Origin of the sequence: Leptospira adleri, from assembly GCF_002811985.1 — a bacterium.
Taxonomy (GTDB): domain Bacteria; phylum Spirochaetota; class Leptospiria; order Leptospirales; family Leptospiraceae; genus Leptospira; species Leptospira adleri.
The window spans coordinates 31454-52989 of record NZ_NPDU01000030.1; the positions used below are offsets into that span (position 1 = coordinate 31454).

At 44.9% G+C, this 21536-nt stretch carries 16 protein-coding genes; 9 read left to right on the top strand and 7 right to left on the bottom strand.

Going from position 1 to position 21536, the window contains the following annotated elements; genetic code table 11:
• Positions 1–295: 295 nt before the first annotated feature.
• From CH376_RS12775 to CH376_RS12785, 3 genes are all read right to left on the bottom strand, one after another.
• Positions 296–1426 carry an alpha/beta fold hydrolase gene (locus tag CH376_RS12775; RefSeq protein ID WP_100784186.1) on the bottom strand — a complete coding sequence of 377 codons (1131 nt, stop codon included), beginning with the start codon at positions 1424–1426 and terminating at the stop codon, positions 296–298.
• 343 nt (positions 1427–1769) lie between these two features.
• The gene (locus CH376_RS12780; RefSeq protein WP_100784488.1) at positions 1770–5147 is read right to left on the bottom strand and encodes a methylmalonyl-CoA mutase family protein; all 3378 of its coding nucleotides are present in this window, start codon (positions 5145–5147) and stop codon (positions 1770–1772) included.
• A 35-nt stretch (positions 5148–5182) separates the two neighbouring features.
• On the bottom strand, positions 5183–5986 hold the full coding sequence (locus CH376_RS12785; protein ID WP_100784187.1) for a lysophospholipid acyltransferase family protein: 804 nt from the start codon (positions 5984–5986) through the stop codon (positions 5183–5185).
• A gap of 141 nt (positions 5987–6127) precedes the next feature.
• On the opposite strand from CH376_RS12785, the gene CH376_RS12790 reads away from it, so the two are divergent.
• From CH376_RS12790 to CH376_RS12800, 3 genes are all read left to right on the top strand, one after another.
• On the top strand, positions 6128–7087 hold the full coding sequence (locus tag CH376_RS12790; protein WP_100784188.1) for a phosphatase PAP2 family protein: 960 nt from the start codon (positions 6128–6130) through the stop codon (positions 7085–7087).
• 1 nt (position 7088) lies between these two features.
• Positions 7089–8375 carry an oligosaccharide flippase family protein gene (locus tag CH376_RS12795; RefSeq protein ID WP_100784189.1) on the top strand — a complete coding sequence of 429 codons (1287 nt, stop codon included), beginning with the start codon at positions 7089–7091 and terminating at the stop codon, positions 8373–8375.
• A gap of 160 nt (positions 8376–8535) precedes the next feature.
• Positions 8536–10119, top strand: coding sequence for a hypothetical protein (locus tag CH376_RS12800; protein ID WP_243394670.1), 1584 nt, complete (start codon positions 8536–8538; stop codon positions 10117–10119).
• Here CH376_RS12800 and CH376_RS12805 read toward each other — a convergent pair.
• The 4 genes from CH376_RS12805 to CH376_RS12820 are packed head-to-tail and all read right to left on the bottom strand — an operon-like array spanning position 10099 to position 14770.
• Entirely contained in the window at positions 10099–11013 is a 915-nt protein-coding gene (locus CH376_RS12805; protein ID WP_100784190.1) for an ATP-binding response regulator, read from the bottom strand. The genes CH376_RS12800 and CH376_RS12805 overlap by 21 nt on opposite strands.
• 55 nt (positions 11014–11068) lie before the next feature.
• Positions 11069–12427, bottom strand: coding sequence for a S1C family serine protease (locus tag CH376_RS12810; RefSeq protein ID WP_100784191.1), 1359 nt, complete (start codon positions 12425–12427; stop codon positions 11069–11071).
• A complete protein-coding gene (locus CH376_RS12815) occupies positions 12424–13887 on the bottom strand; it encodes a S1C family serine protease (RefSeq protein ID WP_100784192.1) in 1464 nt (487 codons plus the stop codon). Before CH376_RS12815 ends, CH376_RS12810 begins: the two co-directional genes overlap by 4 nt.
• Positions 13880–14770: an LIC11113 family protein gene (locus tag CH376_RS12820; RefSeq protein ID WP_100784193.1), complete on the bottom strand. Its 891-nt coding sequence runs from the start codon at positions 14768–14770 to the stop codon at positions 13880–13882. The genes CH376_RS12815 and CH376_RS12820 overlap by 8 nt, the downstream gene beginning before the upstream one ends.
• Positions 14771–15044: 274 nt before the next feature.
• Between CH376_RS12820 and CH376_RS12825 the strand changes: the two genes are divergently transcribed.
• The 6 genes from CH376_RS12825 to CH376_RS12850 form a co-directional block, all read left to right on the top strand.
• Entirely contained in the window at positions 15045–15893 is an 849-nt protein-coding gene (locus CH376_RS12825) for a sulfurtransferase (RefSeq protein ID WP_100784194.1), read from the top strand.
• 383 nt (positions 15894–16276) lie between these two features.
• Positions 16277–18436, top strand: a complete 2160-nt coding sequence (locus CH376_RS12830) for an alpha-glucosidase (protein WP_100784195.1) — start codon at positions 16277–16279, stop codon at positions 18434–18436.
• A gap of 123 nt (positions 18437–18559) precedes the next feature.
• On the top strand, positions 18560–18979 hold the full coding sequence (locus tag CH376_RS12835; protein WP_100784196.1) for a hypothetical protein: 420 nt from the start codon (positions 18560–18562) through the stop codon (positions 18977–18979).
• 222 nt (positions 18980–19201) lie between these two features.
• Positions 19202–19624 carry a thiol-disulfide oxidoreductase DCC family protein gene (locus CH376_RS12840; protein WP_100784197.1) on the top strand — a complete coding sequence of 141 codons (423 nt, stop codon included), beginning with the start codon at positions 19202–19204 and terminating at the stop codon, positions 19622–19624.
• 422 nt (positions 19625–20046) lie between these two features.
• Complete coding sequence (locus tag CH376_RS12845; protein WP_100784490.1) at positions 20047–20835, top strand: M23 family metallopeptidase; 789 nt, start codon at positions 20047–20049, stop codon at positions 20833–20835.
• Position 20836: 1 nt separating this feature from the next.
• Positions 20837–21536: HAD family hydrolase (locus CH376_RS12850; protein WP_100788120.1), on the top strand; the 700-nt coding region annotated here is incomplete at its 3' end.

Below are 21536 nucleotides of genomic sequence, written 5' to 3' on the forward strand. Positions count from 1 at the left end.
CAAATCAGATGGCGAACGTTGTGCGGAATTGTTCCATTCTTGAAAGATATTTCCGTTTGCCAGATATGTTTTTTGGAAACCATCTAACCCGCGTACAAGAACCGAGTTCTTGCTGATTGCCTAAGGTTCGTTCAATCGGCTAAGGACGGAAGAATCCAGAATCTATTTTAAGCACGATTCGATCTTTCCGGACAGTTCTTCCAAAAGAAATCCGGAAACGTTTCTTTCGGAAGAAGCAATCCTTCTTATTGGCGCGCCGCTTTTTAAAAAAAGTTACACGTCCATCCGTACAAATTCAAAACAAAGATACTAATAGGCTCGGTTTGGAATATGGAGTTCCGTGTACGGCTTCCGGATCGGAAATCGTAATCACATCCAAACCGGTTTTGAGATATTGAGCCAGTCCTTGCAGTTCGGAATGACTGAAAAACGGGTCCTTGTCGAGCCATACTACTTTGAGATTAAACCCAGCCCAGATATTCGGTGAAATTTGTAAACGAGGACGGGATTCAGTAGTTTCTCCCGAAGGATCCAAACCGACTACGTTTGCTCCAGCGGGATATGGCTCCAAATTATTCATAAGCGGAATTTCGCTTGGAGTGGGTGCTCCCGAAACGGGCACACCATTGATCGAATATTTTGTACCCAGAAAAAAATCGTTCGGGCTTTGTACGAAATTTCCAAAGGCTATGACCGGCGGATAGGGTTCGAATTCTACGATCTTTTGAATTTTAAAATTCCATACCAGACTTTTGGCTGAATTGGGATCGCTCATATCCGTATCTCCCGGATACCACGGCAATGGCGACGGAATATCACTTGCGATCAAAATCGTAGTTTCGATTCCAAAGCTGGAAAGAAGATTTCCTCCCAAACCTCGTGTGACGAATTGATTTTGGATGATCTGAATGACAAGCCCGCCTAAACTATGCCCTACAATCGTCTGAATTTTTTTCCCCTCGGTCACCGTCATTTGGGATAACAAGGCTCGAAGCGCATCTGCGTAGTGAATCAGAGTAAGGTCGCTTACGTATTTCGGCGAGGAGGCGGAACCCTGGCTCATGGTGCTTTCACCGTGTCCCGGTAAATCCAATATGTAAACGGTGTGAGCCTTCGATTGATTGATCAATTCTTTGGCAAGCGGTTCGTAGATCGTGCCGTTGTCGCCGAATCCGTGGACGCACAAAACACTTTTAAGTTTTGGATCTAAGATGATCCCGGTTTTTTTGTATTTGATTACGTTTAATCTGTAGTTCGTTGTCTGGCCGTTGTAAAAATTACGACCTATCACATCGTAAGTTAATACGGTTCTTTCGTAGGCCGCGCTCACCGACTGAGTAACGAACAAAGCGAACGTCACAAAAATTGCGATTCCGGTTTTTCGAAATAGGAAACGAATTCTAAAATTGTCCCAACTTCTTTTCATGAATTTTCTCCAGTTCTAATTTGATGAAGAAAACTCGACTCTATTGAGGAAATATTTTTGATACTTTGAAGGCGAATCTCAGTATAGCTTTTCGATTTCGTCAATTATAATTTAAAAAAAACGTCAATTAAATTCTTAATAAACAAAACTATAATAGAAATGAAATTGATTAGATTCTGTTTCCAGGCGTTTTATTTTCCGTTTTTAATCGCTATTTATTCCGGTTCAGAATAAGAACCTGTCCCAATACTGGGACAGGTTCTTGCAGCTTGATCTTTCCGACAAAATAAAATGGGATTTTGGGACGCGCTGTAAATAAAACTGAATTTAGAATGTGATTCACCTACATACTTCTGCGATATTGGCCGCCGACCTCGTATAGGGAATGAGTCATCTGACCGAGCGACGCGACTTTCGAGGTTTCCATCAGCTCTTGAAAGATGTTTCCGTTCGTGAGGCTCGCTTTTTTCAATTGTTCCAGCCGGGATGCGCTGACGGCTTCGTTTCTTCTTTGAAATTCTCTGAGGGCTTTGATCTGATCCTGTTTTTCGGAATCGGTGGAACGGATCACTTCTTCCGGAATAATCGTAGGGGATCCGTCCTTGCTTAAGAATGTGTTTACCCCGATGACCGGAAATTCTCCGTTGTGCTTTAAGGATTCGTAATATAGGGATTCTTCCTGGATTTTGTTTCTCTGATACATCATCTCCATCGCTCCTAAAACTCCGCCCCTTTCGGAGATTCTATGGAACTCTTCGAGGATCGCCTGTTCTACCAAATCGGTGAGTTCTTCGATGATAAAAGCGCCTTGTCCCGGATTTTCGTTTTTGGCGAGTCCTAATTCCCGGTTGATGATGAGCTGTATCGCCATCGCTCTTCGCACGGATTCTTCCGTCGGAGTCGTGATCGCTTCGTCGTAGGCGTTCGTATGCAGGGAATTACAATTGTCAAAGATTGCGTATAACGCCTGCAAGGTGGTTCGAATATCGTTGAATGCGATTTCCTGCGCGTGTAAGGATCTTCCCGAAGTTTGTATATGATACTTGAGCATCGATGAACGTTCGTTGGCTCCGTATTTGTATTTCATAGCCTTGGCCCAGATTCTTCTCGCAACCCTGCCGATCACCGCGTATTCCGGATCGATTCCGTTGGAAAAGAAAAAGGAAAGGTTCGGCGCGAAGTCGTCGATCTTCATTCCTCTGCTTAAAAAATATTCCACGTAGGTGAGACCGTTCGCGAGGGTGAAGGCGACTTGTGTGATCGGATTGGCTCCCGCTTCCGCGATATGATAACCGGAAATGGAAACCGAATAAAAGTTCCTCACTTGTTTTGTGATGAAGAATTCCTGAATGTCTCCCATCATCTTCAGCGCGAACTCGGTGGAGAAGATACAAGTGTTCTGAGCCTGATCCTCTTTGAGAATATCCGCTTGGACCGTTCCTCGAACGACTTTCAGAGTTTCAGTTTTGATCTTCTCATAGACTTCCCTTTCCAAAACCTGATCTCCGGTGACTCCGAGAAGCATCAAACCGAGTCCGTCGTTTCCTTCCGGAACGGCGGCGTTGTATTTCGGGACCGGAAGATTTTTTTCTTTGTAAACTGCTTCTATCTTTTTACGAATCTCCGTTTCGATTCCTTGCGCTTTGACGTATTTCTCACAAGCCTGATCTATGGCGGCGTTCATAAAAAAAGCGAGAACCATCGGAGCCGGACCGTTGATCGTCATAGACACCGAAGTTGTAGGGTTGCAGAGATCGAATCCGGAATAGAGTTTTTTTGCGTCGTCCAGAGTCGCTATGCTCACTCCCGAGTTCCCGATCTTTCCGTAGATGTCCGGTCTTTCTCCGGGATCTTCTCCGTAAAGAGTGACGGAATCGAATGCGGTGGAAAGACGTTGTGCGGGCATTCCCAAACTTACGTAGTGAAAACGCGCGTTCGTCCTTTCGGGTCCGCCTTCGCCCGCGAACATTCTTGTGGGATCCTCTCCCGTTCTTTTGAAAGGAAAAACTCCAGCGGTATAAGGAAATTCTCCGGGAAAGTTTTCTTGGAAAGACCAGCGAACGATCTCTCCCCAATCCTTGAATTTAGGAGTCGCAACTTTGGGAATTTTTATATGACTCAAGGATTCGGTCGTGTTTTCAACCTTGATTTCCTTGTCTCGGACCTTATAAGTGAAACTTTCTCCCTGATAGTTTTTCAGTTTGGATTCCCAGGTCGCGAGAATCTGCTTTGCCTCAGGGCTCAAGGAGCTTTCAATTTTAGAATATTCTAATTCTATGATATTTGTGTCTTGGCCGGAGGATTTTAGGATTTCCTGCGCCCCCGCGAGTTGAAAAAGTTTTCTCGCCTTAGCGGATTCTTTTTCGGTCGTCTGGTCGTAGCGGTTGCATTCTTCCCGAATTTCAGCGAGATAGCGGACGCGATCCGGAGGAATGATGAAGATCTTTTCGCTCATTCCCGCTTCTTTTCCGTAAGTGCTCGTCCATCCGAGTTCCAATTTTTCGGAAACGGCGTGGATCACGTTGCTGTAAAGGCTGTTCGTTCCAGGATCGTTGAACTGGGAAGCTATGGTCCCGAACACCGGCATTGAATCCGCGTCCGATTGGAAGAGTTGTCTGGATCTCTGGTATTGTTTTTTTACGTCGCGGATTGCGTCGAGCGCGCCCCGTTTGTCGAACTTGTTGATCGCGATCAGATCCGCATAGTCGATCATGTCGATCTTTTCGAGCTGCGTCGCGGCACCGTATTCCGGAGTCATCACATAAAGAGAAACGTCCGCGACCTCGGTAATCTCCGAATCGCTCTGGCCGATTCCCGCGGTTTCCACTACGATCAGATCGAAACCTGCGCTTTTTAAAACTTCAATACTTCGCTTAACGTTTTTGTTAAGCGCAATGTTTGCTTCTCTCGTGGCGAAGGATCTCATATAAACCCGTTCGTGAGAAATCGAGTTCATCCGGATTCTGTCGCCGAGAAGAGCGCCTCCGGTTTTTCTTTTGGAAGGATCCACGGAAAGGATGGCGATCGTCTTATCAGGAAAATCGATCAGAAATCTTCTAACGAGTTCGTCGGTGAGGGAGGACTTGCCCGCTCCTCCGGTTCCGGTGATTCCGAGGATCGGAACTTTTTTTGAGGAAGGAGGAAACTTCAGTTTTTCGGTGAGAGCCGACTTTTCCAATTCTTCTCTTTCGAACGTGTTTTCCACGAGTGTGATCGTTTGAGCGATCGCAAGAGGGTTTTTATCTTTGAGAGAAGCGTGAAGGGTTCCGTTGAAGGTGAGGGGAGGAATGAAGTCCGACTTTGAGATGAGATCGTTGATCATTCCTTGGAGTCCAAGTTCTCTCCCGTCGTCAGGAGAATAAATTCTCGCGACCCCGTAGGCTTCGAGTTCCTTGATTTCGGAAGGAAGAATGGTTCCACCGCCTCCGCCGAAAACTTTGATATGACCCGCGCCTTTTTCCTTCAAAAGGTCTATCATATATTTGAAATATTCTACGTGACCGCCTTGATAACTCGTGATCGCGATTCCCTGCGCGTCCTCTTGGATCGCGCACTCCACGATTTCCTTTACGGAGCGGTTGTGGCCGAGGTGAATGACTTCCACTCCGGAGGCCTGCAAAATTCTTCTCATGATGTTGATCGACGCGTCGTGTCCATCGAAGAGAGAGGCCGCGGTGATAAAACGAACCTTGTGTTTGGGAGTGTAGATTTGTGTTTCCATGTTCATTCTTCTATTATATATTAAAAAAACTGAATTTACTTTTCCGGCGAATCGATCAGTTTTCTCACTCGATTCTCCAGTTCTTCGGTTACCATTTTTGCGGCTTTTTTGAGAGGTTCTTTCGGAAACTCATCAGGATAGATCGGCTTTCCGATATTGTAAGTGATTTTCGAACCGAAGGCCTTTCCCGTCAGAAATGCTTCCGGTTTCATCATTCTCCAGGCGCCGTTGATGCCGCTCGGAATGATCGGAACTCCGGCGCGGATCGCGAGTTTTGCGGATAAGGCTTTGAAGGATCCCGGTTCCACGTTTTCGACTCTGGTTCCCTGAGGATAAACCGAGATGAGTTCGCCTTTTTGGATCAGTTCCACCATCAGGTTTTCCAGGTCTTCGTAGTATAGAGCCGCGGACTTCGCGTCTTTCACGTTATGCGCTCTTAGAATGGGATGACCTCCCCAGTGCATGAGTTGTTTTCCCTGAAGATCGCCGAGCGCGTTGAGCGCAACGACGAGGGTTTGTTTCATCAGACTCAAAGGGAAAGTATTGAGGGGAGAATTCGGATCGTTGAGAAGTTCGAGGACCGTTTCCTGAGGATGAAACAATTCGTATTTTCCGAGATAAATCACTTTTCTTAAAACTGAGGTTCCTTGTACGATCACATCCAGGTTGTCCGTGTGATTGGAAATGAGAACGGCTCCTCCGGTTTCCGGAATGTTTTCCAAACCCGTCACTTCCACGGAATAGACGAGGTTGAGAAGGGTTCTGAGAAATTGTTTTACCGGTTCTCTGGGAATGAGGAAAAGACTTTCAAGAAGGTCGGATTCTGTTTGGGTTTCCATGCAAAAGACTGCTTTTCGAACGAGTGTTCAATAATTATTAGATTTAGAATTCATTGTACCGAATGGAATCGATTCCATCAAGTTGGATTTTTTATACCGGCTTGTTCTTTATAGGAAGTACGTTAGGAGAAAGGGAAAAATATGAGTTGGTTTCAAGACAGTTTTTGGTTTGGGAATGGATTTTTAGAAACGTTGCGTGGAACCGCCTTGGATCCTGCCTTGGGTTGGATGAGCCTTTTGTTTCATCATCTCGGAGGAAATCTTTTCTTTATGATTCTTCTTTCGAGCGTTTATATTTTTTGGGATCGTAAACTCGGGATTAGACTCGGGATCGGACTTCTTTCCTCGGGGATCGTGAACGGATTGGCGAAAGCTTTTTTTGAAAGTCCAAGACCCTTGCTCGCCTGGATGGGTCCGGGTAGTCTGACGGAATTTGCATACGGATTTCCTTCGGGGCACGTGCAGAGTTCGGTCGTGATCTGGGGACTCATTTTTTTAAACACAAAATCAAGGCCGCTTCGGTTTATCGCGGGAATCGTAATTCTTCTGATGCCTCTTTCGAGGATGTACGCGGGAGTTCATTTTCCGGGCGACGTTCTCGGAGGTTTTGTCTTAGGACTTCTCGGGTTATTGTCCGTTCAATTTTTGTTTCGATACGTACCGGAATTGGAAACTGCGCATCCGTTTCCGGGACAAAATCTTTCCAATACGAAAACTCTTTCTTTGGTGATCGTCGTGATCACGCTTCCCTCGGTCCTCTTACATTCGGATCGAGTTGGAATCGAAAAAGCGAAGTCTTATGAACAGGTGATTTCCGCGAGTGGAGCGCTCGCCGGATTTTTGATCGGAATTCTGATGTCGAAATATCATTCCTTGGATTGGAAGCCGATGAAGACTTGGGATGAAAGCGCGAAAAGAACCGCGATCTTGATCGCGGGAGTTATGTTTTTCTATTTTCTTCCGGGTTATCTAGTTCAAAAACTCCTCCCCGAAAATCCGGTTGCAAGATACCTTAGGTACGGGATCGTTAGCAGTTACATCGGTTTTTTCTCCGTATATCTATTATCACTTTGGAGAGAGAAAACAGATTTCAAAAAATAGAATGTTAAAACTTTCAGGGAAGGTGAAAAAAGTTTCGAACCTCGTGGTTCAATTCCGGAGATCCGGAATGTTCAAGTCTTCCCTGTTCGTAAGCATTTCCAAAGCGGTATCTTCGCTGCTCAATCTTGTGTTTATGGTCTATTCCGTAAACATACTCACAAAAAGCGAGAACGGACTTTTTCAATACTACGCCGGATTCTTACCCGTGCTTCTCGCGATCGCGGAATTCGGACTTCCGGCCGCGCTCGTAAAATTTCTTGCACCCGTAACCGGAGACAAACAAAAGATCGGAGTTTTATTATCCTCTTCGATGTGGATCAAGTTGGGAGCGCTCGGAGCTCTGGCGCTGATCAGCTTGATCGGCGCAGTGCTGCTCCGGGAAAGTTCTATCGTAGTCGCGCTATTGGTTTTGGGAAGTTTCGTACTTTCGTTCAATTCTTTTTTTGAAAGCATCTTCATCTGTTTCGGAAATTATATTTCTTTGTCGTTTTGGAATCCGCTTCCGAATTTGGTGCGGCTTCTCGTTTTGTATCTCGCGGATCATCTTTCCCAAAGAGCGCTCGGACATCTGGACATACTCGCGATTTTTACGGCTTCTCCTTTGTTTGTGTTGGTTCTGTTCTTTTTTGTGTTTCCGAGAAATCAACTCTATTGGAGCGGCGCGAAGGAACAGGTGAGGGAGATGACTTCGACCCTGACTTCGTTTAACGGATACGCTTTTCTCGCGTCGATTTTTGCGATGATTTCGGACCGGATGGAAATCTTTTTTTTGAAGTGGTATCATTCGCAGGAATCGGCCGCAGTCTACGGGACCGCCTTACAGTTGTTCAGCGGTTTCGTGATTTTATTTTCGGTGATCAATTCGCTGATCTATCCGAAACTATCAAGGCTTGTGGACTCGGACGAATTTCCGAAATTTCTCTGGAAGTCGATGTTGCTCGCGGTGGGAATGGCCGTGTTGTTGTCGCCCGGATTTTTTCTCGCGGAATGGATTTTGAATCTGCTTTTCCGCGGGAAATACGCGGACTCGATCGGTGTTTTTCAGATCCTCTATCCGAACTACATGCTGCAGCTCGTCTTTTCCCCCTTGGGGATCGCGTTATTCGCGCTTGGGCAGCCAAGGATGCTCGCGTTTCTCGCCTTATTACGATTGGTCTGCGGACTCGTGCTCGCCAATCTGCTGATTCCCGATTACGGACCGACGGGTGCCGCCTCTTCTTATTTCTTGGGTCAGATCGTATCCTGGCTCATATTGACCGGATACTTCCTTGCGTTTTTCCGAAGATGAAATCCTAAGTTGTCGGGAAGGGAGGCGCTGTGGCGGTTCCGCTTCGCGGACCGGGCTCTCCGCTATAGTCAATAAATTCAAAAATTCTAAATTAGTAAAAATGAATTTAACAATCAATTTATTGACTCCGCGTCGATCCCTACCGCAGGATCGAAAAGGAATGTCGAATTTGCAGAAGTCCGTATTGTTGTTCTGGATATTATCTTCGGTGCATTCTTTGCGCTCCGAATCCTTTCCGGAATATCGACTGGACGATCTTCTTCTTTTAGAAGGAGGAAAGCGGGATCTCAAAGGAAAGGGAAGGTTTTCGTTTCCCGAAAAGGATTGGGATATTCAAAAAAAGGAATACGAAAATTTGTCCGAAACGGGGACGACCGCCGCGACCAAAGGAAAAACTATAAATGAGGGAAACAATGCTGCCGGCGCCGATTCGAATTCGGGTGAGATCGGGGAAGAAAATCGGAATTCGATTAGACCCGATTCTTCTTTTTATCTGCGTGCGGCCTTGCTTTACAGAGGATTGACTCAAGACGGAGGCAAACGGGAAGAACAGGCACAGAGAAGTTTTTCGAGAGGGATTGCGAGTCCCGAGTTCGGATGGGCTCTGAAAAAAAGCAGATTCTATCAGCAGATCCTCGTCTCTCCGTTTTTACAATACGAGGAAAGTATTATCGGAACAAAAACCGCGGCGAGGGGAGCCGACGGAGAATTTTTATATCTTAGCGGATGGGAAACTCCGACTTGGAAAGTTGGATTGGAAGCGGGAAGGGGATATCAGAGGCTGGATCGAAACGGATTTTTGTTCGTGGGATTTTTGAACTACGGAGAATTTTACGCCCGAATAAAAACGATCAGACTTTCCTTTTCCGCGATCGGGGCGCAGATGCAAAATTCGATATTGTATTCCGAAAGAAATGCGAACGAATCTCCCCGCAGAATTTCCGGAGGAAGTTTCTCCCTGGATGAAAAAAAGTTAATTGAGAATTTTAGAATATTCTACTATATTTATCAAGAATCGAGACAGGATCCCGTCAAAGGAGATCTCTTTTTGAAGGAAAGTCCGCTGCGTCCTTACGGCCGTTATCAATACTACGGCTTTGAATTTTCTTCCTCTAAAGTATGGGGATGGAGTTTGGACTTGGACGGAATCGCGGTCAGCGGTTCTCGGGAATACGGGCTCAACGCTTTTCAGAGTTACCGGACTTCGAGGGCCACTTACGGAACGTTGTTCGGCTCCAAGCTGAACTGGGAAAGACCGGAGGCTGCTTATTTTATCGGAGGTCTTTATACTTCGAAGGACCCGAATCTGAGAACGGACGCGGACTCGAACGGTTATTCGGGGATCAGAACCGATCCGAGAGGATACGGAGGAAAAACTTCCTTCCTGTTGATGGAAAGTCTGCTTCTGCAAGAGGGAACCGTTTTTAAAGAGGACGGAACCTCTTCGAGACCGAACTATGAGAACAAAGGGGTTCAACTTTTCCAGGCGGGCGTTCGTAAAAACTGGGAGAAACGATGGACGGCGCAGGCTACGATCCTTACTTCTTCTTCTGGGATGGGAAAGGGTTGGGAGGGAATCGGAACGGCGGGGTTTCAATCAGAATATTCTTATATTCTAATGAGTTTTTCCTATGCTATCGTGGATCCTCAAAAACAGGAGAAGATCCTGTTCGACGAATGGACGAAAAAGGCGGACAAGAAGGAATATTCCAGGATCTATCTTTCAGCCGGTGTTAACTTTTGATTGGGTTTCAACCGCCTTTTTGAGCGTCTTGCTAAAACGAACTTCGTTTCCGATTTTGTTATAAATAAGTTCGTCTACGTTCATTCTCACCAAAAAGATTCCCCTTCCGGAAAGGTGACTCGCGTTCGGATCCGTCACAGGATCGGGAACTTTTGCGGGATCGAATCCGGCTCCGTGGTCCTTTAGCAAAACGTAAATCTTCTGGTTTTCAAAACTGACTTCCAGCTGAACTACTTCGTTCAGAGCGTCGCAGATCTTATCGACGTGATCGAAGTAGTTCACGTCCGAGGAAAGAAGTTTGGATTTTTTTTCGTAATTGATGCCCGCGGAACCGTGTTCGATCGAGTTTCCCAGGAGTTCGTAGAGCGCGAGTTTGATCGCGAGAATGTCGTCCGTATGAATTCCCGGAATCAGGGAAATCGAGCGCATCACAAGATTTACGTATTGATTCAGATTCTTGAGGCTGGGTTTGATTGCGAATTGTTGTTTGGATTCGGTGAGTTGAAAATGATTCTTACTGATCAACTCTTGGCTTGAAATAAACAGATTTTCGAACTTTTGAAGGGAATGCCGGATCGCGTCCATCCGAAAGGGTTTGATAAAAAAGTCCACGGCGCCCAAACGAAGCGCGCGAATGGAAACGTCTATGTCCTGGTTTCCGGTGATTACGATAAACGGAGTATTGACTCCCATATCTCTGAGTCTGGAAACGAAGTCGATTCCGCTCATCTTGGGAAGACGAACGTCCGTCACGATCAGATCAAAACTTTCGTTTTTACAGATTTCTAAGGCTTCTTCGGCGGTTCCGGTGAGAGTCAGATCATGCAAGGAACCGAATATTTCTCGGAATAAATCTCTGATTACTTCTTCATCGTCTAAGAATAAAATTCTCATTGGATCATTCCGGAATCAAAAATTACATTTTCCGAATAGATCCGTCAAGAGATTATCAGTCTAAATTGTCGAGTTTGTCCAGATTATAATTTGAAAGAATCTTCTGGTTCAGGGATCGGAATTGTTCTTTTTGAAACGTCGCAATCCGATTTCCTGAAAAACGAAAGACTACGTATTCGTCTTGGCTTTCATTTAAGATTTCCTTTAAGTCGGAAAGAGAACGAACACGTTTATCGTTTACGGATTCTAAGATTTGATCCTGAAAATCGTGAAATCCTTGGTTTTCACTGTCCGGAAAAACTCTGCTGACAAAGACGAGGCGGTTCTTTTCGGGGTGCGACTTCTTGTTATAGGATTCGTAGAGATAGAGAAGTTTTTTATCCGAGTTCTCTCTGTATTTGTCGCCGGATTCTTTCAGATAGGCTCCGGTAAGTTCGGTGAAAAAGAGGCCGCCGCCGATGAGATACGGAGGAGGTTTGGTTCCTGACTTCGAAGGAATGAAAAAGAATTCTTCCGAATACGGTTTTAGATTGTAAGAGATTTCCCTTTTTTTGCCCGCACGAAAAACTCCGAGCGTAACCGCGGTTCCGGGGGTGGAATGGTGGTGATTGTGAGAAAGAATTCTTGAATATATTTCCTGCCGGCTCGGAGGAGAGGAAAATCCCCGACCGTTGATGCTGTAGATCGCATCTCCCGGAAATAAATTGTGGACCGGACCGATTCCGGGAAGCACTTCGGAAACGACGATTCCGAAAGAAGAATCCGGAAAATAAAAATTCTTCTCGGGAACCGTAAGAGCGTCGTCGAAATAAAATCCAGGGTGCGAGATCGGATTGCTCGAAGCTCCGTGAAGAAAGGAACTCAGATATTCCGCCGGGACGTTCCATCTACCGTCCGAATAACCGCAGATTCCATTTTTTGAATATAAGAATTTCCTTTCACTCGATTCTTCCCTTTGATGCCTGCTGATCCTGAGGATTGAGTTTGAAAAGTCGGGATGAGCCCACTCTAATTTCGGAAAAAAGTGGGTACAACCGGACTGATTCGCTCCTAAGAAATGTGCGCGTTTTTTTTCCGAAAACTTTCCTCTGTGGGAAAATAGCGCGAGTCCCGTTTCCGGATCGTGTTTGAAAATATACAATCGGGTTCCGGGTTTTGTCTCCGGATTCATTTCGGAAAAAAGAGGAAGTTCTCCGGGGGGAAGTAGCGCGAGGATAAAATCGGAATTCGCTATGATTGCGGATATCCTTTTCTCGTAGTGAGTCCCTTTTTGCCAAGGATTCTGGTGCGAAAACTTGCGAAAGTGAACGAGAATCGTTTCGGAGCTCAGGGAATTTCCGAAAAACAAAGTTAGGAAGAGAAGATAAAAAATTCTTCTTAACAAAAACCGATTTAAAAGCTGAAACAGAATCATTCGTCCGCCTCCGCGTCGAAGCGTTTTTTTATACGGACATTGATCTTATCGATCGTTTCCTGATCGAGAATGATCGGAAGATTCACTCCTCGAAATTTCAAACTGATCGTTCCTCCGTAGAATTTTTTCCAGAGTGATTTGAAATCCTCCAGACTGGAAGGGGTTCTGTCGTTGATGGATTCTAAAATTTTATAACGATAACCGGAATACTTCGAGTTCAGAGGATCCGGATAAATCCCGGAAAGAATGATATCGCGATCCGTAAATCGATAGAGTTCGTCCTGAATATAATAACTGTAGTGATAACGGAGAGAACTTTCCAGACGTTTGGAATCGCCTCCCGCCAAAGCGCGGTTCACCGGTTGGAATAAAAATCCTCCCGAAAGAAAACTTGTTCCGCTTCCCTGTTGTCTGTAAAGATCGAGAGAAGGAACCCGTTTGAGCGTTCCTTCGACTTTGTAATTCTTTCCGTTTCGATAAAAGAAAATTTTCACCGGATCTCCGATGAACTTGTTCTCGATCATCTCTCCGATAAAAACTCCGCTCGGATCCAAGATGCCGCCTTCGTCGTTGAGATATGCCTCGTCGATTTTATAAACGAAGTCCTCCGGTTTCAAAAGATCCGAAAAGGAAGAATCCGGATAAACGGTATTGATCAGAATTCCGTTCAGACCTTCCGGAATTTTGAGATAATTTTTCAAAGAGGAGGAATAACCGTTTTGAAAACTGAAACCCGGGAAGGGAAAGCCGTGATAGGTTTCGTCCTCGACGTCCTTTAGAAAATGATTGATTACCTCGGGGGGAATCAAATACGCCACGTTTCCCTGCGACTGACTGACCTGAAACGTAACGCCCGAAACTTTTCCGTTTTGGATCGCGGGACCGCCCGAATATCCGGGAACGATGTTCGCGTTTACTCGAATCGCTTTTCTATAATCCAAACCGGTGAAAGAATAACGAACCCTTTCGAACCTGGAAACATTCCCGTTTTCTAATGTGATATTATCGTCTCCGCCCGGATAACCGAGTATGAGAAGATTGCTTCCGAGAGCCGGAGAGGAATCCGCGATCTCCAAGGGTTCGATTCCGTTGAAAAATTCCTCGTCTTCGACCTTTAAGACCGCGAGGTCGCAGTCGAAGCCGAGATACTGAACGCTCGCCTTGTAGAATCTGCTGGAATTAAAATGTTTCACCTTGAGATAACTCGTGTTGGAAACGACGTGGGCGTTCGTAAGAATCCGATTCCCCGAGATGATCATACCCGTTCCCGCGTCGCGGGTGATGGATTTTTCGGAATAGCCGGATTGTTCTTCCTTTTCGGAAAAAGTGTCGCTCCGGATGATCACGACGCCGTCTAAGAGCGCCTTTAGATCCGCCGAGTTTCCGTTTTGAGCCGAAACGGACGAACCCAAAACGATACTTAATAAAAGTAGAATATTCTGAAAGTTGATTTTATTCATTGTAGATTTCCGCGTCTTGCCAGACGATCTTGTCCGGTTCTATGGACTGGATTTTCAATTTGCCGAGATATTTGGCGCCTTCCTGAATCTGATCCGTGTCTTTGTCGTCCAAACGGATCTTACCTAAAAAGTCGGATTTGATTCGGATCAAAGAATACGGAGAAGAGGGAATACAACTCGCCTGAAACGAAAAATACGTGGCTTTGTCCCAATAAAAATCGGAATCTTTTTTTAGAAAGATCAGAGGACAGGAAGAATCGAAGAAGATTTCCTTTCCGGAATTTAAGGTTCTTCTCGCTGGATGTTTGGCGATGCTCAGGAAATACTGAAGACCGAAATTGTCTTTGGGATCTTTTTGAGGACGAGGTCTTTCGGAATGGATTTCCTTATTCGGTTTCCTTTTCGGATCCCAGGAAGAATGCTCTTCCGTCCCGAGGTCGTAGGAGGGTTTTACTTCGAGATATGTCTTCTTTCCGATCTTCAACACTTCTCCGAGTGCGATTCTTTCCGGATTGTTTTTCCAAGAACTCCACCGGGAGCCTAGATAGATAAAGCCGGGAAATTTTTCTTCCTTACAAGAGTAAGTGAGATAGGTTACTTTTTCAAAACGTCCGGATTCTTCGAAGACACAAGGAGCGACCGGAACCGAGCCGTGTTTTTTTTGAAAGGAACGAGCCAAGGTTTCGGAAGGATTTTTATGAAATTCTCCAAGAAAGATTTTGAATTCTTCCTGCGCGCTTCGAGCGGGATCCGAATCGGCGGGAATGTTTTCGACGCTCAAAACGAGAAGAGTAAGAATCCAGACAAAGAAGATTCGTTTTCTTCGAAACTGTTTCGAAGAATCGGATCTTAGAGTACGGGCTTTCCTGAATTCTCTTATCATTGTTAAGAATATCGGTCTTTGCTCCCCCCGATATTAAATCCTCTCGGACAAAGAGACCGTTCGAATCGATTTCCGATTCTTTTTTTGAAAGAGAATTCTTGGATTCTTCCCGATTTCAATTGGAACACGAACGGGAACGAGGATGATTTTTATTCTTCTCTTATGTCCCAAATTTCTGATCTTTTTTAAAAAAAAGTACATCGGAAATCTCAGGCTAAAAATAATGGTTAAATCCAAAGAATAAGACTCATTTCGATAGATAGGGTAGGTTAGCTTGTCCAGCTGGAATTTTATTAAAACTGATCTCAACGATAAAGACTTTTTGATCGATTGCCGTTCGTCTTCGGCTTATCAAGAATCTACTCTGAGAGGAGCGTATAGCTTTCCGTTTATTAAGAAAGCGTTCGCGTCGGATCCGGAATCTCAAAAGAAGATGACCGGTCCCATTGAAGAAATATTGAAACTCATACAAAAAGATGGAGCGGCTCGAGTCGTGGCCTTTGACGAAGGGATGGGGATGTTCGCCTCGAGAATGGTTTTTCTTTTGAGAGCCGCTGGATATCAGAACGCGTTTCTGTACGGAAACCGCTGGCCTTCTCAGGGTGTGGCTCTGGAAAAGGGTTCCAAAGAAATGGAACTCGGACCCGGAGACAAACCTAAAAAACTCGAAGGTGTGGTGGACAAAGCCTTCTTGGAAAAAAATCTCACTCGTCTTCAAATCTTCGATACAAGAACCCAAGAAGAATACGAAGGAAAACTTCCGAGACTCACTGCGCCCGAACCGGGTTCTTTGTGCGGTCGTCTTCCCGGCGCTTTTTTATGGGATTGGAGAATTCTTTACGACGGTCAAGGGAACTTGATCGAGAAGACGCAGTTCAATAAAAAGCTCAGGTCCTTTCCGTTCATGCCCGAACGCACCACAGTGATTTACGATTACAACGGCGCGAGATCTTCTCTTCTCGCTTTGATGTTACGCGAAGTCGGTTATCTCGACGTTCACACCTACCAAGGTTCTTGGTTTGAATGGAGAAGATCCAGTCTTCCCAAACAAGCGGTTTCCGTTTACGGACAAAGCGGCTCCGGCGCCGCGGCTCCGAGAGTGGGAGGAACCGATCGTAAATAATCTTAGATAAGAATTTTGTAAGAATCTTTTCGAGAGTAAGGAAAGCTCTTCTCGAAAGGAGGATTGTGAAACGTAAAAGGATTCGGAAACGAATCCTTTTTTTATTTAAGAGCGATGGAGTAAGCCTTTGTGTTTCCAGCAAGAATCATCGCAAATTCATGAAAGACAGAAAGAATCTTTTTTTTGTGTGAGTTCCTACATTTGAGGTTTTTTTCTATCTTCCAAAATCGTGTGAGTTCCCACATTGAAGGTTCCATCCTTAAGTTTTAAGAATGGAATTTTTCTGAACGAATGTTCTTTCGAAAAGAAAGTGGGAAATAAATTAGAAGTGGATTTTTGAGAGAGGCCTGTTACTTCGGTAGTAACTTTTTGCCGGAGAATTTATGTTCCTACGATCGTTTTCGATTTTTACCGTTTTGGTTTGTTTTTCTTTTTGCAATCGTCCTTTTGCAAATTATAACAGACTATCTCTACCGAAAGAAAAACAGTTCTTCTTTGGGAAAGGATTTCAGGCGCTTCAAAAAGAAGATCGTCTGGAAATCCTTTCTTCGCAGGGAATTTTTCTCGAACTCTCCTTACGATCCCCGTTCTTATCCGCGGCAAAGGGAGAACAAAAAGTAAAATCAAAGTTCGCTTCGTTTCACATTCAGGATCGGATCGAAAGCCGTTGTGATTCCCAGAGTATAGACGGAATTCTTTCCTCGGAAAAAGAATTGAATATTTCGGGAACACTCGAAGGGGAGAATTGTAAGAGCGACTATAAGATCAGCCTGATACCGTTAGACGAAACTGCAATGGAATTCAAAATCGTATTCTCGGATTCTTCTTTGAATCGTTCCTACTTTCGAATTCTTTCCGAAGAAAATGAAAACGTCTTCGGGTTGGGAGAACAGTTCTCTCATTTCAACTTAAAAGGCAAAACCCCTTTTTTACTGACGGAAGAACAAGGTTTGGGAAGGGGAGATCAACCGATTACCGCGGGAGCCAATATGACTGCGGGCGCGGGTGGAAACGAATATTCCACTTATACTCCGATCCCATTCTTTCTGACTTCCCAAAATCGCTCTCTTTACTTTGAAAACACTTCTTATTCTCGGTTCGATTTTTCCAAACCGGTGGAGATCACGATCGAGTTTCGAGAGAACGGTCTGCGTGGAACGATCTGGAAGGATTCTTCTCCGTCCGAACTCGTTCGGAAGTTCACTCAAAAAACGGGAAGGGCCCCGGTCCTTCCGGATTGGGCGTATGGAACTTGGCTCGGAGTTCAAGGCGGAAAGGATGTCGTATTAAAACATATCGAAAACTCGAAAAAGGCGGGGAATCCGATCACCGCGCTTTGGATCCAGGATTGGGTGGGAAGAAGAAAGACGAGTTTCGGTTCCCAGCTTTGGTGGAGATGGATCGCGGACGAAAAATCATATCCGGAATTTAAGAAGTTCTGCTCTGACTTAAACGCACAAGGAATTTCTGTATTAGGATATTTGAATCCTTTTTTGGCGAACGAAGGTCCTCTTTTCGAAGAAGCCGTTAAAAAGAATTATCTCGTAAAAGATAAGAACGGAAAAGACTACGAAATCGCGACCGCGGGTTTCCCCGCTTATTTGCTCGATCTTACCAATCCGGAAGCGGTGAAATGGATTCAAAAAATCATTCAAAACAATCTGATCGGAGCGGGCCTTTCCGGTTGGATGGCGGACTTCGGGGAATGGTTGCCGCTCGACGCGGTTCTTCATTCAGGAGCGAACGCCGAACTCTATCATAACGTGTATCCGGTCGAGTGGGCCCGAATCAACCGAGAGGCGATCCGTCAAGCGGGCAAAGAAGGAAAGATCGTATTTTTCACAAGAGCGGGCTACAGCGAGTCCATGAAACATTCTACTCTCTTTTGGGAGGGAGATCAGATGGTGAGTTGGGGAGAACACGACGGTTTGACTTCGGCTCTCACCGGACTTCTTTCCGGAGGTTTGAGCGGGATCTCGCTCAATCACAGCGACATCGGCGGTTATACTACGATCAACAATCCGATCAGGGACTATCACCGTTCCAAAGAGTTGTTTCTGCGTTGGGCGGAATTGAACGTCTTTAGTCCCGTCTTTCGAACGCACGAAGGAAATCGCCCTGAAAAAAATCACCAAGCCTTCAGCGACGAAGAAACGATACGAGAATTTGCGAGATACGGAAAGATGCACTTCGCATTGAAAGAATATCTGCAAGCCCTCGTCAAAGAAGCCTCTCTCACCGGAATTCCGGTGGTTCGACCCTTGTATTTACACTATTCAAACGATCTCCGAACTCACGGGATCAAAACCGAATTCTTGTTAGGCGAAGATCTTTTGGTTCTTCCGGTTCTGCAAAAAGGACAAACTTCCGTACAAGGATATCTTCCCGAAGGAGAATGGGAACATCTCTGGTCCGGAAAGATATATGCGGGAAAGCGGGAAGTCGAAGTGGAAAGTCCGTTGGGCAGCCCTGCAATTTTTTTAAAGAAGAATGGAACGTGGACTTCCAAGTTGAAAAATGTTTTGTCGGCTTTCAAACGATGAAGGAAACAAAGACTGATTTTCGACTTTTTGTAGGAGCTCTTGAGTTTTCGATCATTGGCCGAACGACGACGCTTGCGGCGAATTTCGAAATCCGAAAAAAAACGAGGTATTACCTGTGGACGTATGTTTAAAAATTCATTCTTAATTTGTATCTTCCTTTCTTCTTCGTTGTTTTCCAATGAGTTTAGAACCGGAGTTCATCTGATCAATCGGGACCGTGTTTCACACGAGATCGTTTATATAGAAAGTATGGTTCCTTCCTCTAAGATTTGTTTTGTAAAGAAGTCGACCAAGGCGATGAAAAACGGGATCGTACCGATTCCTCTCAGAGAAAACGTAAAGAGCTTTCGGATTCTTTCCAGGGAAAACGATCCGCAAAAATTTCAGACTGTCACCAAGGCCGTCATCGACGCGGAAACGGTCGTGTCTTGTTTGAGTATGGAACTCGATTCCATTTCTTTCGAAAAAAAAACTTGGAATCAAAGCGTCAAGGATCGAACTCTAATTATCGAAAACGGTGAACTCATTTTTTCTAAAAATTAGGAACGTCTTTCCTTCGTTTCCCGAGTTCGTATTTTAAAAAGAGATACTAGATTCGAATGGAGAAAATGATCGTTCCGGATTTTTTTTTAAGAATCTCCGATCCGGTAGAAAAAGCTATTCGACCTTTGGAAAAAACTTAACGAAGAAATCATTTTTCAAAAAAAGAAGGACGTAATTCTTTCAGCCAAAAGAAGAATAGGAAAAGTAAAGTCTAACTCATACATGGATTCGATTTCCCAAAAGCGTAAAACACCGATCGTATTTTTTGACGGGGTTTGTAATCTCTGCAACGGAACGGTTCTATTCTTCTTGGATCACAATCCAAAGGGAAATCTTAGTTTTGCCAGTCTTCAATCGGAGGCCGCTGCAAACATTCTCGGGAAAAAAATTCTTCCCGACCAATCTCCTTCCTCGGTGCTTTTTTTGGAGGAGGGGGTTCTTTACGAAAAGTCTACGGCGGTTTTAAAAATAGCAAAACATCTTTCCTTTCCTTGGAATTTTGTGCCGATCTTCGGCTGGATTCCTTCTTTTTTCCGGGATCTCCTTTACGACTGGATCGCAAGAAATCGATATCGTTGGTTTGGAAGGAGCGAAGCGTGTAGAATTCCGAGTCCGGAATTGAAAAAGCGTTTTTTAGATTCTTAAAAACAGAACGTTTGTCTCGTTCTTTTTGCAACGCATAAATTCAAAAAGAAGAATGGAAGATTTGTGGATTCTTTTTTCCGATCCGGTGAAAGTATTTCCTCGAATTGGCGTAAATTCCAGTAGAAGAATGAAAAAGTAGGAACTCCTTCTTTCTCTAATAAGAATTGCTTCTCAATAGCGTGATGATAAGCTCAAAAATAGACAAAAAAATCCAAAATCATAATAAATTTATCATTATTTACTAAAAATCATATAAAACTATTCTTTATCGTTCATTCTTGCTCAGGGAATTGCGCTGAAAAATTCTTGAATGGAATCCCAAGACGAGAAGACTGACTTCAGAAGTTGTTTTCCGTTGCCGACCTTGGAAATAGGCCCGGACTCCGAGGCCTTTGTTGGCGACATATTTGGGAATCTACAATATGAAAAGAAAAACCGGCTACATACTGGGGGGATTGCTCGTGATTGGGCTGCTGTTCAGCATCAAATCCTTCGCCAATGCAAATTTAGAAGAAATCAAATTGGACAATCAGTATCTTCAGACCTACAGAGGCTCTGAAGGAATCTGGATCGTCCCCAATCGTGTGAAAGAATCCGTAGGAGATCTGGTTCACAATTTCGGAACCACGGAACACGAGATCAAACGGGTCAACGGAATTCCGGACAACGAAAGAATTCCGGTCAACGAGCCCGTATTCTTCCCTTATAACGATAATTTTACGAGAAGCCTTCTTCTCGAAGACAAAGGAAGAGAGATTCTTAGAACCGATCAGAGAGAATTTATCTGGCCGATCAGTTTTAAACATTCCTTCGTAACTTCCCGTTTGGGAAGAAGATGGAACGCGATGCATTCCGGAGTCGATATCGCTTGCCCGACGGGTTCGATCGTCATCGCAGCCGCGGATGGAGTGGTTTTGGAATCCAAAAAAGACGGGGGATACGGGAATAAAATTCTTCTTTCGCATCCCGGAATCAATCAGATCAACACTCTCTACGCTCACAATTCTCTTCTTTACGTGAAAGAAGGGGATAAGGTCAAAAAAGGCCAGATCATCGCTCTTTCCGGAAACACCGGACATACGACCGGTCCTCATCTTCACTTCGAAGTTCGTTATCAGAACGTTGTATTAAATCCGGAACACTACCTTCCGGTCTTTCAATCATCTTCCGAGGGTCGTGTCGCGATCGCGCGGGAGACCATCGAACCTTAAAGTGTCCATTCGCCGGGATTTTTGGAATCCGGAACTCTACCAAACTCTTTCCCGGCTTTCTCCCGGGAAAGCCGCATTCGATTTTGATAATACTCTTGTAAGAAACGATTTCGGAGAAGCCGTGATGGAGCTCTTTCTCTCCGAGGGAGTTCCCGCGTATCGGAAAGACATCTCTTCTTTTTTTTCGGAGAAGAATCGCGAACGGATTCTTTCCGCAAGATTTGGAGATCCTCTTTTGTTCCGTTCTCTCGTCTTGGAAGAATACGATTCGATCCAACGAAACTCCGGTTTGGAAGCCTCGTATCGCTGGAGTTCCTGGATTTTTTCGGGCCATTCTCCGGAGGAATTGAAAAGGATTTCCAGATCCGTTTGGAATCGGCACGCGGTAGATTCCGATTCACTTTCCGTAAAGATCTACGAACCGATGAAAGAATTGGTAAGTCATCTGAAAAGTTCCGGCTGGGACATTTGGATCGTCACCGCTTCTCCTCAGGAGATCATCCAATCGGTTTCCGCTCTTTTTGAAATCGAGGAAGAGAAGGTTTTAGGAATGCAGTTGTCGCTTCAGGACGGAATTCATTCTTCCGAAATTTTGGAACCTTTCACCTATGGAAAAGGAAAGGTGGCTCGATTTCAAAAGTCAGTCGGTGCGCTTGCGGATCTCGCCTTCGGAGATTCCGTGAACGACTTTCCTCTTTTGG

Coding starts and splice junctions, on each gene's coding strand:
- CH376_RS12790 (WP_100784188.1), top strand. CDS start 6,128: ATGAGTTGGTTTCAAGACAGTTTTTGGTTTGGGAATGGATTTTTAGAA.
- CH376_RS12830 (WP_100784195.1), top strand. CDS start 16,277: ATGTTCCTACGATCGTTTTCGATTTTTACCGTTTTGGTTTGTTTTTCT.
- CH376_RS12840 (WP_100784197.1), top strand. CDS start 19,202: ATGGATTCGATTTCCCAAAAGCGTAAAACACCGATCGTATTTTTTGAC.
- CH376_RS12815 (WP_100784192.1), bottom strand. CDS start 13,887: ATGAATAAAATCAACTTTCAGAATATTCTACTTTTATTAAGTATCGTT.
- CH376_RS12845 (WP_100784490.1), top strand. CDS start 20,047: ATGAAAAGAAAAACCGGCTACATACTGGGGGGATTGCTCGTGATTGGG.
- CH376_RS12805 (WP_100784190.1), bottom strand. CDS start 11,013: ATGAGAATTTTATTCTTAGACGATGAAGAAGTAATCAGAGATTTATTC.
- CH376_RS12835 (WP_100784196.1), top strand. CDS start 18,560: ATGTTTAAAAATTCATTCTTAATTTGTATCTTCCTTTCTTCTTCGTTG.
- CH376_RS12775 (WP_100784186.1), bottom strand. CDS start 1,426: ATGAAAAGAAGTTGGGACAATTTTAGAATTCGTTTCCTATTTCGAAAA.
- CH376_RS12800 (WP_243394670.1), top strand. CDS start 8,536: ATGTCGAATTTGCAGAAGTCCGTATTGTTGTTCTGGATATTATCTTCG.
- CH376_RS12820 (WP_100784193.1), bottom strand. CDS start 14,770: ATGATAAGAGAATTCAGGAAAGCCCGTACTCTAAGATCCGATTCTTCG.
- CH376_RS12810 (WP_100784191.1), bottom strand. CDS start 12,427: ATGATTCTGTTTCAGCTTTTAAATCGGTTTTTGTTAAGAAGAATTTTT.
- CH376_RS12795 (WP_100784189.1), top strand. CDS start 7,089: ATGTTAAAACTTTCAGGGAAGGTGAAAAAAGTTTCGAACCTCGTGGTT.
- CH376_RS12785 (WP_100784187.1), bottom strand. CDS start 5,986: ATGGAAACCCAAACAGAATCCGACCTTCTTGAAAGTCTTTTCCTCATT.
- CH376_RS12780 (WP_100784488.1), bottom strand. CDS start 5,147: ATGGAAACACAAATCTACACTCCCAAACACAAGGTTCGTTTTATCACC.